Genomic DNA, 13,764 nt, shown 5'->3' with positions numbered 1-13,764 from the left:
CAAGCCTCAGCAACCTATAAGTGGTCGCACTGAGCAAAGTAAGTATTTTACTTTGTTTGGAAAATATTTTGTACCATTTTTTTATCTGCACTCGCCGCAGCTTTATCTAACTCAGTAATTTCACTGGAGTTCAATTGCCAACCCAATGCACCAATATTATCCCTAGCTTGCTCTAAAGTTTTCGCTCCAGGGATGGGAATTGTGCCTTTACAGATGCACCAGTTAATTGCTACCTGTGACATGGTTTTGTTCCTGTATTCTGCCACTTCTCGCAAACATGATAAAAGCGATCGCGCTCCTGGTAATAGCTGTCTAAAAAGTATTCCTCGCACGCCTTTGGGAAAAGACCCTTTTTCAGTGAACTTCCCTGTCAACAAGCCCAACGCCAGAGGGCTATAGGCAATTAGTTTTATTCCCAGTTCATCACAAACGTCTTTAAGCCCTAGTTCCGTAACAGGATACGTGGACAGCAGCGAATACTGGACTTGCAGTGTGGCAATTGGGACTCCTCGCTCAGCAAACTTTTGCTGCACACGCTTGAGCCGTTTAGGGCCATAATTGGATAGTCCTACTCCCTTCACTAGACCTTGCTCATAAAGATCGGCGAGACCATCCAATAGCCCTCCTTCTTGCCAGGGAGCATAGTTTGCCGTAGACCAATGCATTTGTACCAAATCTACATTTCTTCCCAAGCGTTGAGCAGACAACTTACAAGCTTTTACCATTGACTTGCGTGTCCATCTCCAGGGATACGCAGCAAGTTTGGTAGCAATACAAATATTTTCTCTGCCAAAACCTAAATATTCTCTAGAAAATTGTCCCAAGAGTAGCTCACTGCGCCCATTCAATCTGCCAGTGCCGTAAGAATCTCCTGTATCAAATAAAGTTACGCCGTTATTTACACATAGATTAAAGACAGCTTGCAACTGTTGATCCATACTTTCGTCATATCCCCAGAGCAATTGGTTGCCCCATGCCCAAGTTCCGCACCCCATGCTTGGCAGGGATAATTTTTGGCGAGTCTGCATCTTTGCTCTCTGTAGATTGCCTTAATAATTATCAGGCAATTCATTGTCCTTACTTTGGCGATATTCCTTGAAATTGAGTCTCAAAAGCTTTCCATCACCGAAATAAGCAGAACCATTCCTAAGTACCTCAAAATTGGCGTTGCTGAGTGAGAATGTGAATTTGTTTCACGCAGAGGCGCAGAGACGCAGAGAGTAAGAGTTGAGAGTATCCGATTTTTGCATTTCATATCTAAATTCAGCAACGCCTCAAAATTTATACTTTCAAGAATAGTGAGGATTTTTATTTTATTATGGTGGTCTAACCTGAAGGTCATAAACAGGCTTCTAGCCAGGAATAATAGCGTCTGACAAGTTCTTTCAGAAAATTTAGCTCTTCACCCTCAAGATTGCTAAATATCTGGCGATATTGCCAACCTCGCTCATAGCGACTTAGCATTTCCTCTGGAGTAAACCGATATACATCTCTTGTTTGCCAACAAATTGACTCCAAAAATGGCAGATGTTTTGGGACAACAAGTGGATGAATTGTTGGTTCAGGGGTTTTCATTGCTACCCTAATCGAAGAATTTAGCTATCTCTACTTCTAGAATAATCTAGGCGATCGCTCTTCATCTCCCAAAATCTCATCAAAAAGCGATCGCACTCTAAATCTTCGATTTGACTCAATTTTGCTCCTATAGCAACTGAGCAATATAACTAGCAGTCTAGTACTCATCCAAGAATACGAAACATCCTCCACAGACTGGAGACGATAGACTTTTTACAAGAGTAATTTTTGCAAAAAGCAACTTTACAAACTTAATAGTTATTGTTTTTACAAAAAATTTACTGGCAGGTATGGGGCAATGGTACAACTAAAACCGTGGCAGTGGGTTGTCTTAGCAACCCCGATCGCTTTCATTATCATTTTTTTACTCATATCCGCAGGCTTGCAAATCCATGCATGGGGCATTAACTGGATTTGGGCTGTGTTCACCCTCATATTCGTAGGCTGGCGTTGGCTGTTGGTGAAGTGGACTCAACCAGCGGTAAATCAAGTAGAAGCTGTATTAGCACAAGTCCGCGAAGAACTAGAATCAACTGCGGAAGATACAGCTACATCACCGAGAGAAGGTGACGCCACTAAGCAAGCAGAAACCGCACTTCAGGAGATTCTCATAGCAGCACAAAGCGATCGCCCGATTTGGGAAGACTGGCAAACCTTTTGGACGCGCTGCCAAGATTTAGTTGTGGCAGTTGCCCATATTTACAATCCTGAAGTTCAATATCCCTTGTTAAACATTTATGTTCCCCAGGTTTATGGATTGATTCGGGGAACTGTGGATGATATGGATCAGTGGATGCAGAATTTATCCCCTGTTCTGAATCAGGTGACAGTTGGGCAAGCATACCAAGCATACGGAGTTTACCGGAAGTTGGAGCCATCCGCTCGCAAATTTTGGCGGGTTTGGAATTGGGCGCAGTGGGTTTTAAATCCTGTGGCGGCTGTGGCAAAACAAGCTAGTCAGGGTTCTAGTAACCGAGCAACTGAGCAATTATTAGTAAATTTGAGCCAATTAGTCCGAGAAGCTGCCCTCAGAAACTTATGCCGACAAGCGATCGCTCTCTACGGACGTACTACACTAGCTGTTACAGCATCTGCTACATCTACACCAACTTTACCCAGAGTCAAAACTCAAGCACTCCGAGACATTCTCAATCAGGCAGAACCAGCCGAAACGGTTGAGCAAAAACCCGTCAATATTCTCCTTGTGGGGCGCACCGGGTCTGGAAAAAGTAGCTTAATTAACACGCTATTTCAAGCGGATCTCGCCGCTGTTGATGTCTTGCCCAGCACTGATCGCATTCAGAATTACCAATGGCAGTCTCAAACTGGGGCAACCCTCACTCTTTGGGATACACCTGGTTATGAACAAGTCAACCGCGCAGATTTACGAACATTAGTACTTGATTATGCTACCAATGCTGATTTACTGCTGTTAGTCACCCCTGCCCTTGATCCTGCCTTACAAATGGATGTGGACTTCCTGCAAGATATGAAGGCAGAAGTTGCAGACTTACCGACAATTGCGATCGTCACTCAGGTGGATCGTCTGCGTCCAATTCGTGAATGGCAACCGCCTTATGATTGGGAATGGGGCGATCGCCCAAAGGAAATTGCAATTCGGGAAGCTACGGAGTATCGTGCTAAGCAACTAGGTAACTTCTCTAATCTAGTTCTACCCCTCGTTACGGCAGACAGCAAAACAGGTCGAGCCGCCTGGGGAGTAGAAACGTTATCCTTGGGACTAATAGAAGCGATCGCGCCTGCTAAGCAACTCCGACTTGCCCGCTTTTTACGTAACCTAGAAGCCCGTACAATTGCTGCTGCGAAAATTATCGACCACTACACCTTCCAGATGGCGACGACACAGGGACTAACGGCATTGCTCAAAAGTCCTGTCCTCCAGTTCGTTTCTACCCTATCAACCGGATCTCCAAAGTTAGCCTATCTGTTGGCAGAGCAAATTCCTGTAGAACAGTTGCCTGTTGTAATTGGCAAACTTCAGATGGCGTATGAGCTTTTCTCGCTATTGAATACTGGTAACTCTAACCCGCTCAACTTTGAGTTGCTATCTCTGTGGCCACTGCTGTTAGAAAACCCCACCTCACCTGAGCGCAACGCCTGGGCATTCGGTCACGCTTTAGTAGAATACTGGAGTCAAAACCTCACAGTTGAACAACTCCGGCAGCGCTTTGAATACTATCTTGGACAATAAAGTACTGTATTTGTCATTTGTCATTGGTCGTTTGTCATTTGTCACTTGTACTGAGCGTTCGCGTAGCGTCTCGCAAAGAAGTCGTAAAGCCTGCGGCATAGCTACGCTTAGGGCGCAGCCTCTCGTAGAGAAGTATTTGTCATTTGTCGTTTGCCAGTACTTATTCTCCTTCTCCCCTCTGCTCCCACAATCCCAATTAGGAATTACGTTAGGTGAGTCCGTGTATCGTTAAAGCGAAAGCTCCACTAACGCCTTGGTCTCGTAGAGAGCGTCATTACAAATTAGTTTTTCCATAATCTTTTTTGAAGATTTTATTAATAGCTCACTCTTTAATAGACAAGGATAAAAATATGAAATTTTTCAATATCACATTATCAGTAATAATTTTTATTTTAACCTTTTTTAGTATGTTGTTAACTGCTAAAGCTGGAGAAATTTATCACTTTAAAAATGGCTTAAAACTTTACGTAAATGTAGTAAATTTGCACCCTTTTCTTGTAGACCATGAAAAAGTGCTAATTATTCAAGATAATCAAAAACAATTAAAACAAATACCATTATATGCTGATGCAGGCTTAGGAAGCCCAGCATTTTTATTTAAGCAAGGCAAAGATATTATTTTAATTGATAGTAATGGCTATTGGTATAAATTCAATCAACAAGCTGTCTTAATTGAAAAGCTGTGGAAATGGGACGAAGATTTACCAAAAGGTTTTATTGGTATCATTGCTTATGATAAGCAAAAAAATGATTATATTTTAATAAAAAATAAAAATATCGCAAAAAATGATGTTTATAGGTATAAAGATCCTGATATGCCCGACTTATTGAACAAGTCGAGGTTATAAGCGGATCAGCAGAATATCAAGACAGTATTACCTACATTCCTTTATAACTTATGACATAAAACAATGTCTGAATCTTCGCTCTGCAAAAACCGGTGTTGAAATATGCTAATAAGATTGGACTATAACAATGTAACAATAGCGATCGCAAGCAAATTTTCTAAATCATACCCACTAGTGAACGCCCCTACCAACATCTCCGCAGAAACTCAGTCTCGCAAAGCAGATCATATTCGTATCTGTCTAGAAGAAGATGTTCAGTCCCATCAAGTCACCACTGGGCTAGAACGCTATCGCTTCAACCATTGCTGCTTACCAGAAATAGACCACAACGATATTGATATTAGTACAATTTTCTTAGGCAAACACCTTGGCGCACCCCTGTTAATTTCTTCCATGACTGGAGGAACAGAACAAGCGGGAATTATTAACCAACGTTTGGCCGAAGTCGCACAACACTACAAAATTGCAATGGGTGTTGGTTCCCAAAGAGTAGCGGTAGAAAAACCACAGGTGGCTGATACATTTGCTGTTCGCAAATACGCTCCCGATGTTCTCTTATTCGCCAACTTAGGTGCTGTGCAACTTAACTATAAATATGGATTGGATGAATGCCTGCGGGTAGTTGATATCCTAGAGGCTGATGCCTTGATTTTACATATTAATCCTCTTCAAGAATGCATTCAACCCAAGGGTGATACTAACTTTCGAGGTTTGCTTGACAAAATATCTAAATTATGCTCTGATTTGCCAGTGCCAGTCATTGCTAAGGAAGTAGGTAATGGCATTTCAGGAGCGATCGCAGAAAAACTGATTGCGGCTGGCGTGACAGCAATTGATGTGGCTGGTGCGGGTGGAACTTCTTGGGCAAAAGTGGAAAGCGAACGGGCAGAAAATGCCTTGCAGCGCCGTTTAGGGAAGACGTTTGCCGATTGGGGTTTACCAACGGCAGAGTGTATTACAAGTATTCGCTCTCTGTCGCCGGATGTACCATTAATTGCTTCCGGGGGATTGCGTCATGGATTAGATGTAGCGGTAGCGATCGCTTTAGGAGCAGACATAGCAGGTTTAGCAATGCCTTTTTTGCAAGCAGCAGCAGCATCAGAAACCGCAGTTTACGAACTGGCTGAGGTATTAATCGCCGAAATCACCACAGTATTATTCTGCACTGGCAACACTAGCTTGTATCAGTTAAAGCACTCCGGCAATTTACAGCGCATAGAATAGGTAAATAAGTCATCTGTCATTAGTTATTTGTTATTTGTCATTTGTCCAATGAACTCTTGACCTTTGACCCTTGACTGAATGGCACTAAGTTAAGCGTAAACCCTTGATATAAATGGATGAGAGGGTGTGGCGTGTGGGGTGTAGGTATTGGGGAATCAAGAAAATGTTGAACTCCTTAACGCAACTAAAGTTTAATTGTCTTAAACACGAACCTGCAACCCTACCCCCAACACCCTGCCCTGACGAGGTTTTACATGAGTCTTAGTGCCATTCGACTCTTGACTCTTGCACAGACGTGTTAATCGCGTCTCTACGATTTTTGACTCTTAACCCTTATCTTAATTATGCGTAATTTTCTTAAACAAACTTTTGCTAGCTTAATCGGCAGTTTACTGGGGCTGTTTATTTTCGCGGGTCTGGGAACAACTGGACTGTTCTTGCTAATATTGGCTGCTACCTCTTCCAAAAATACTGGCCCAGAGGTAAAAGATAAGTCAGTACTGGTTTTTGACTTGTCGATGAAAATCACCGATGGCGCACCTAGTTCTAGCGAAGTGCTTCAAAACACACTCTCAGGTGTAGATGACGAAAGGATGGCACTTTACAAAGTTCTAGAAACTTTAGAAAAGGCGCGACGTGATCCGCGAATTGTTGCTATTTATTTAGATGGAACGCGTACAAACGAAGCGAGTGGTATTGGCTATGCTTCCCTCAAAGAAGTCCGTCAAGCACTGGAGAAATTCCGGGCGGCGGGTAAAAAAATTATCGCCTATGGCGGAAACTGGAGTGAACGAGAATATTATCTAAGTTCGGTGGCAGATACCGTTGTACTTAACCCTGTGGGAATGATGGAAGTCAACGGTTTGAGTTCACAACCGATGTTTTTAACGGGAGCATTACAGAAGTACGGTATTGGTGTTCAAGTCGTGCGTGTAGGGAAATTCAAAGGAGCGGTTGAACCATTTATCCTCCCGAAGTTAAGTCCAGAGAACCGCGAACAAACTCAGAAATTATTGGATGATGTCTGGACAGAGTGGCGGGCCGCTGTGGGAACAAGTCGTAAAATTAACCCCCAACAGTTGCAAGCGATCGCAGATAATCAAGCAGTACTAGAAGCAACAGAAGCTAAAACCAACGGTTTGGTAGATCAGGTAGCATACCAGGATCAAGTGGTAAGTGACCTGAAAAAATTGACAAATAGCGAGAAAAAAGACAAAACATTCCGGCAAATTAACTTGTCTAACTACGCGCAAGTTCCTGGTAAATCCTGGGGTATAGAACGCGAATCAGCAAATAAAATTGCCGTTGTTTATGCCGAAGGTGAAATTGTTGATGGTAAAGGTGAAACTGGGGAAGTAGGAGGGGAACGCTTTGCCAAATATTTCAACAGACTGCGACAAGATAATAATGTTAAAGCTGTTGTACTGCGGATTAACAGTCCCGGTGGTAGCGCCACCGCAGCTGAAGTCATGCAGCGAGAAGTGCGGCTGACTCGTGAAGTCAAACCAGTTGTAGTCTCAATGGGTGATGTCGCCGCCTCCGGTGGTTACTGGATAGCCAGCGATTCTAATCGGATTTTTGCCGAACCAAATACAATTACAGGTTCAATTGGAGTATTTGGCTTACTGTTCAATGGGCAGAAGTTAGCAAATGATAATGGTATCACTTGGGATTCAGTAAAAACTGGACGTTATGCTGATAGTCAAACAATTTCTCGTCCGAGATCACCTCAAGAATTGGCAATTTATCAGCGTAGTGTTAACCGCATTTACAGTATGTTTTTAAATAAAGTTTCTCAGGGGCGGAAACTGCCAGAACAAAGAGTTGCCGAGATTGCCCAAGGACGGGTTTGGTCAGGTGTAGCAGCTAAAGAAATTGGTTTAGTGGATGAAATTGGCGGTTTGAATACTGCGATCGCATACGCTGCTAAGCAGGCGAATCTCGGAGATAATTGGGAAATACAAGAATACCCTCGGTCTAGCGGCTTTGGAGAACGCTTTTTCGGGCGAGTAACCGAAGAGGCGCGGACTGTTTTAGGAGTTGAAGAGGCAAAACTTAAACAATCCAATCCCCTTAATGCAGAATTCCAAAAACTGCAACAGGAAATAGAAATGCTGCAAAATATGAATGATCCACAAGGAATTTATGCTCGTTTGCCTTTCAACTTAAAGATTGAGTAGAGATGTAGGATGTAAATGAAATACTAGGGGTATGGGGTTATAAGAAAAAACTTCTTCTCCTATACCCTTACACTAATTCTTTAAAATTAGGCCTTACGCACACTCTAAGAATTCTTCTCTTTTGCCTATTAAATTACGAATTACTACTCATACCAATTCTCTTGTAGAAAAGCAACACATCGTACCACTTCGTGGAAGCAAGCTACGTAGTAGCGCTTAAGCGCAATTCCTTGCCTGATTTAATCTGTAATCTGTCGTCATATTTTAGAGAAACGGTATTACGAATTACGAATTAGTATAACTGCTGAGAATTTTTGATACTCAAATGGGGAATGCTAAGGCTGTGAGATGTGTCCCTTTGGTTAGGACTTGAGCCTATGCAGCTCCCCCAGCAACAGAAATCTGTCAAGTTTCATAGCTTTAACCAGAAAATCCCTTTGCAACTAGTTCTAGTTGTGCCATTTGTCTTACAGATTTTTGCTGTTGTCGGGCTAACAGGATATTTATCGCTGCAAAATGGGCAGAAAACAGTCAACAATCTGGTTAATCAGTTAATGAGCGAAGTGGGGGGTCGGGTAGACCAACATTTAGATACCTATTTAGCAGTCCCTTTGCGACTCAATCAGATGAATGCTGATGCTGTAGAAAGAGGGTTGATAAATCTACAAGACTTGGAAAATACAGGTCACTATTTTTGGCAACAGATGCAGATCCATGAGGTCAGCTATATTTTTTATGCCTTGACCACAGGCGAATATGTAGGTGCTGGGCGTTGGATAAAAGACCAAGGAGTGACAATCGATGAACTTTCCCCAAGAACCCAAGGGAAAAGTAATACTTATCAAACAGACCATCAGGGAAACCGCATCAAAGTACTGACAAACGGCGAATACGAACCTCTAAAAGAAGATTGGTATTTAAGAGCAGTTCATTTAGGCAAACCCGTTTGGAGCAAAGTTTATAACTGGGACGACACTCCAGAATTTGTCTCTGTTAGTACTGCCCGTCCAGTGTATGACAAGAACAAACAGATAATTGGGGTTTTAGGAGTTGACCTGCTGCTATCTAATATCAGCGATTTTCTTCAGCATTTAAAGGTGAGTCCATCTGGAAAAATCTTTATCGTAGAACGGGATGGACAAATCATAGCTAGTTCTAGTGATGAAAAACCTTTCATCTTAGTAAAAGGAGTTGCACAACGGATTAACGCGCTCAAAAGCACCGATAACCTAATACAAGCAACTGCTAAACATCTAAAGGATCAATTTGGTAGCTTCAGTCAAATTCAGAAGAATCAAGAACTAGTAGCTACCCTCAATAACCAGCGCCAATTCATTCAAGTTACCCCTTGGAAAGATGAAATTGGATTGGATTGGTTAGTGGTAGTAGTAGTGCCAAAATCTGATTTTATGGCGCAGATTAATGCTAATACCCGCACAACTATTTTGCTTTGCTTGGGTGCGCTCTTTCTAGCCACAATACTCGGAATTTACACTTCCCGCTGGATTGCTTATCCGATTCAACGACTAAATATAGCTAGTGAAGCGATCGCTAATGGACAACTTGATCAACAAGTCGAAGTCAAAGGAATTCAAGAGTTAGGTAATTTGGCTAAGTCATTTAATCATATGGCGAAGCAACTCCAAGAATCTTTCACCACTCTTGAGCAACGTGTCGCCGCAAGGACAACTGAACTACAAGCAGCTAAATTAGTAGCCGATTCCGCTAATCATGCCAAGAGCGAATTTTTGGCAAACATGAGTCATGAACTGCGTACACCACTCAATGGCATTCTCGGTTATGCTCAAATCTTGCTACGCGATAAAACTGCAACTCCGAAGCAAAAAGACAGCGTTAGTATTATTCACCAGTGCAGTTCCCATTTACTAACACTGATTAATGATATTTTGGATCTCTCAAAAATAGAAGCTCGAAAACTCGAACTCTTCACCAAAGATTTTCACTTTGAAACTTTTCTCAACGGTATAGTTGAAATTTCTCGTATCCGCGCTGAACAAAAAGACATTTCCTTTACCTTTGAGCCACGCAATAAGCTGCCGTTGGCACTTAATGCTGATGATAAACGGCTACGCCAAGTATTAATTAATCTGCTGGGTAATGCGATTAAGTTCACAGACAAAGGGAGCGTCTGCTTGAAAGTCGGAGTAGTCAATGACTCATTACCCATTCACCGCATCCGTTTCCAAATTGAAGATACGGGCGTTGGTATGACTCCACAACAGTTAGAAAAAATATTTCTGCCCTTTGAACAGGTTGGTGATCAGCAACGTATGACAGAAGGTACTGGTTTAGGACTCGCCATCAGTCAGCAAATTGTGCAAATAATGGGTAGCCAATTGCAGGTAGAAAGCACAATTGGCGAGGGAAGTACCTTTTGGTTTGAAGTAGATTTACTTGAGGCAAGTGGATGGATTGAACTGGATGCGACTAAATCTGCAAATCAGATTGTAGGTTACCAAGGCAAGAAACAGAAAATTCTAGTAGTAGACGATCGCTGGGAGAACCGCTTTGTTATTCTCAACTTACTCGAACCATTAGGCTTTGAATTGATCGAAGCTGAAAATGGTCAGGATGCTCTTACCAAATATCAACTACATCAACCCGACTTAATCATTACTGACATCGCCATGCCTATTATGGATGGCTTAGAAATGCTTAAAGAATTACGCAATCAACCAAAAGGGCAAACCCTGCCTGTGATTGTGTCGTCTGCCAGCGTATTCAGCTTTGATCGCCAGCAAAGCTACGACGCAGGCGCAAATAATTTCTTACCAAAACCTGTCCAATCAGAAGAATTATTTTATCAGCTTCAACAACAATTACAGCTAACTTGGCAGTATGAAACAGCAAGCATTTCTGTTCATGATTCTGCTTCTGATGTCATTGATGCCACATTAGTAATTCCACCCGTTGCAGAATTGCGATCGCTCTACAGTGCTGCTCGAATTGGTGATATTCAGGGAATTAAACTGGAAGCACAACGTCTTCAACTGCTTGACGCACAGTATCAGCAGTTTGTGCAATCAGTTTTGCAACTCGCAGAAGCACTCGATAACAAAGCCATTATTAAATTAATAAAACCCCACCTTAACGGTAATTAATTAATATAAATAGAGCAGACATATGGATACTTCACAACCGCTCATTCTAATCGTAGATGATACTCCTACTAATGTGAAATTGCTGTTTGAAGTGCTGGAAACAGCAGGTTTTAGGACATTAATTGCCCAAAGTGGCGAAGATGCACTCTTAATTTTAAACGAGGTAAAGCCAGATTTAATTTTGCTGGATGTAATGATGCCGCCAGGAATTAATGGCTTTGAAACTTGCCAACAATTCAAAGCTAAGCCTTGTACTCAAGAAATTCCTGTAATTTTTATGACGGCACTTTCAGATAGCCAAGATAAGGTCAAAGGGCTAAGTGTAGGTGCAGTAGACTACATCACCAAACCTTTTCAGCAAGAAGAGGTGCTAGCACGGGTGCAAATTCATTTGCAATTGCGGCGACAAGCCGTAGAACTGCGACAGCTTAATGAAACATTAGAACAGCGGGTGGCAGAGCAAACAGCTCAACTGGTACAGAGTGAAAAAATGTCTGCTTTGGGAAATTTGATGGCTGGGGTTGCTCATGAAATTAATAATCCTGTCAGCTTTATTGCCGGAAATATTCCGCCAGCTTTAGATTATATTAATGATTTATTTAAATTAATCAACTTATATCAACAAGAATTACCAAACCCTAGTAAATCGCTGTTAGCACAAGTTAAGGCAATTGACTTTGAGTTCCTGCGTGAAGATTTGTGGAAACTACTATTTTCTATGAAAGATGGTGCAGAGCGGATTTGCAAAATTAGTACCAGCTTACGTATATTTTCGCGAGGAGATTCTGATAATACTCAACTATTTGATATCCATGAAGGAATCGATAGCACAATTCTGATTTTGCGTCATCGGCTCCAGAAGAATAAAAAACGCCCAGAAATTAAAATTATTAAAAACTATAGTGAACTGCCATTAGTAAATTGCTATCCTGGTCAACTTAATCAAGTGTTCATGAATTTATTGGCAAATGCTATAGATGCATTAGAAGAATCTGATTTTGGGGAAAGTAAAAAACAAAATTATCAAATAATAATTACGACAGAATTGAACTTAGATACTAGTATTAGTATTTATATTAAAGATAATGGGCTAGGAATGTCTAAGGACATCAAAGAACGTATTTTTAATCCTAGATTCACAACGAAAGCGGTTGGTAAGGGAACTGGGCTAGGATTAGCGATCGCTCATCAAATTATTGCAGAAAAACATAAGGGTCAGCTAAGTTGTACCTCGACTCCAGGACAAGGAACGGAGTTTACAGTTAAAATACCCATAGCACTCGACGGTTCACTTGGCTAATCAAGTTTGGTAGGATAAATCAAGTATAAATTGCTTATTTTCTGCTGTCCTAGTGCTGAGTGTTGTTGAAACCAGCTGACAATATCAGCAAGGATGTGTAAAGTAGTTGAGAACTGATTATTACTTTTACACTCGACACATCCATCTATGGATAGAAAAATGAAACGTCTTTTGCTGCTAGTTATCTCCTGTAGTGTGACTGGGGTAGTATTAGGAGGAACCGCAAGTTGGGCAGAAAGCAGTCTCTGCTTGCAAAACAGTAACGTTACAAATGAGTGCCTGACTCTAGATCCAATACAAAAGACTATAGAAGGCATGAGTACTGGACTGGTAGCAGGGGCTGGGGCCGCTTGCGGTGCAGCATGGCGTCTACGGCATGAAGATTAACTAACGTGCGTCTAAATAGCAGATTCTTGCCGCTTAGCAAAGTCCAAGGTTAAGGGTCAAGAGTATTAACCCTGACCCTTGACTATCCCGCTTAAATGTATACTAAAAGCGATAGTTGCGATCGCGTACCCACATACTAATAGGTACGGCGTTACCTTGTGGATCGACTTTCGCTTTTACTACCACAGGGGGTCGCTGTCCTCCTCGGTTTCGTTGGGCTTGTCGGATATCGTTGTTAATCTGCTGCCGTTGGTTTTCAGGGATGTAATATGTTTCTAAACCATAGTTGACAGAGCCATCTTCATACACCCCTTTTAAAGCTACCTGATTTGCCCTTAACGAAGTGGGGCGCTCTCTAGTAACTCGTAAAGGTCTCCAAGCTCTGGGAACACCACCACCAAAAGATGGCTGCTCTTGCAAAATCACATACAAGTTCGTTCCATCTGGCACTCGTCTGCCACTTCCACGGCCTTTCATAACCAACTGTTGCCAGCCTGGTAATCTTCTCAAGGTTTCAGTACGGGATATGTTATAGTTTAAGTCCAGAGCGTTAGACTGCCGTACATTAGCGGGGTTTACAGGCGCAGTTTGCAAAATTACGGTCTTGCCCGTCACGTCTGTGTACAGCGCTTGAGCTGGTACTGCCATAATTAGCCCTGTTTGGATCAGCAAAGGAGCTACTAGCCGCCAAGCAGGTAAGGGTTTATTCGATTTCTGTTCTGAGGCTATCAGATAATCGCGAAAAGTAACCTTTTCAGAGAATTCGGCTTCAGGAGACAAAGATTTATTTTTAGATTCAGAAGAGCTACTTGTCATGAGCGTAGTCCTACAGAGAAATGGGTGTTGAAGAGGTCAAAAGTAACGAAATTAGGACTGACGCAGAGACATAGGGATTGGGGATTAAGGGAGCAGGTGG

General features: G+C 42.1%; 10 protein-coding genes. 7 read left to right on the top strand and 3 right to left on the bottom strand.

Annotation, left to right across the window (positions count from 1 at the left end; translation table 11 throughout):
* Positions 1–47: 47 nt before the first annotated feature.
* The gene (locus WKK05_RS06755; RefSeq protein WP_341528997.1) at positions 48–1,028 is read right to left on the bottom strand and encodes an aldo/keto reductase; all 981 of its coding nucleotides are present in this window, start codon (positions 1,026–1,028) and stop codon (positions 48–50) included.
* Between the two features lie 310 nt (positions 1,029–1,338).
* Positions 1,339–1,575: a hypothetical protein gene (locus WKK05_RS06750; RefSeq protein WP_341528996.1), complete on the bottom strand. Its 237-nt coding sequence runs from the start codon at positions 1,573–1,575 to the stop codon at positions 1,339–1,341.
* Positions 1,576–1,873: 298 nt separating this feature from the next.
* Here WKK05_RS06750 and WKK05_RS06745 point away from each other — a divergent pair, with 298 nt between their 5' ends.
* The 7 genes from WKK05_RS06745 to WKK05_RS06715 all read left to right on the top strand — a co-directional run bounded on the left by WKK05_RS06745 (position 1,874) and on the right by WKK05_RS06715 (position 12,848).
* A complete protein-coding gene (locus tag WKK05_RS06745) occupies positions 1,874–3,787 on the top strand; it encodes a GTPase family protein (protein WP_341528995.1) in 1,914 nt (637 codons plus the stop codon).
* Between the two features lie 350 nt (positions 3,788–4,137).
* Entirely contained in the window at positions 4,138–4,635 is a 498-nt protein-coding gene (locus WKK05_RS06740; RefSeq protein WP_341528994.1) for a hypothetical protein, read from the top strand.
* A 174-nt stretch (positions 4,636–4,809) separates the two neighbouring features.
* On the top strand, positions 4,810–5,859 hold the full coding sequence (gene fni, locus WKK05_RS06735; protein WP_341531037.1) for a type 2 isopentenyl-diphosphate Delta-isomerase: 1,050 nt from the start codon (positions 4,810–4,812) through the stop codon (positions 5,857–5,859).
* Positions 5,860–6,203: 344 nt separating this feature from the next.
* Entirely contained in the window at positions 6,204–8,039 is a 1,836-nt protein-coding gene (gene sppA, locus WKK05_RS06730; protein WP_341528993.1) for a signal peptide peptidase SppA, read from the top strand.
* Between the two features lie 377 nt (positions 8,040–8,416).
* Positions 8,417–11,161, top strand: a complete 2,745-nt coding sequence (locus WKK05_RS06725) for an ATP-binding protein (RefSeq protein WP_341528992.1) — start codon at positions 8,417–8,419, stop codon at positions 11,159–11,161.
* A gap of 22 nt (positions 11,162–11,183) precedes the next feature.
* The gene (locus WKK05_RS06720; RefSeq protein WP_341528991.1) at positions 11,184–12,461 is read left to right on the top strand and encodes a response regulator; all 1,278 of its coding nucleotides are present in this window, start codon (positions 11,184–11,186) and stop codon (positions 12,459–12,461) included.
* A 147-nt stretch (positions 12,462–12,608) separates the two neighbouring features.
* Positions 12,609–12,848, top strand: coding sequence for a hypothetical protein (locus tag WKK05_RS06715; RefSeq protein ID WP_341528990.1), 240 nt, complete (start codon positions 12,609–12,611; stop codon positions 12,846–12,848).
* A 102-nt stretch (positions 12,849–12,950) separates the two neighbouring features.
* On the opposite strand, the gene WKK05_RS06710 is transcribed toward WKK05_RS06715, so the two are convergent.
* Positions 12,951–13,664: a GDYXXLXY domain-containing protein gene (locus tag WKK05_RS06710; RefSeq protein ID WP_341528989.1), complete on the bottom strand. Its 714-nt coding sequence runs from the start codon at positions 13,662–13,664 to the stop codon at positions 12,951–12,953.
* Between the last annotated feature and the right edge of the window lie 100 nt (positions 13,665–13,764).

The sequence above is a fragment of the Nostoc sp. UHCC 0302 genome (assembly GCF_038096175.1).
GTDB lineage: Bacteria > Cyanobacteriota > Cyanobacteriia > Cyanobacteriales > Nostocaceae > UHCC-0302.
Note: the sequence above shows the minus strand (reverse complement) of the source record. Positions and strands in the feature narration are given on the sequence as shown.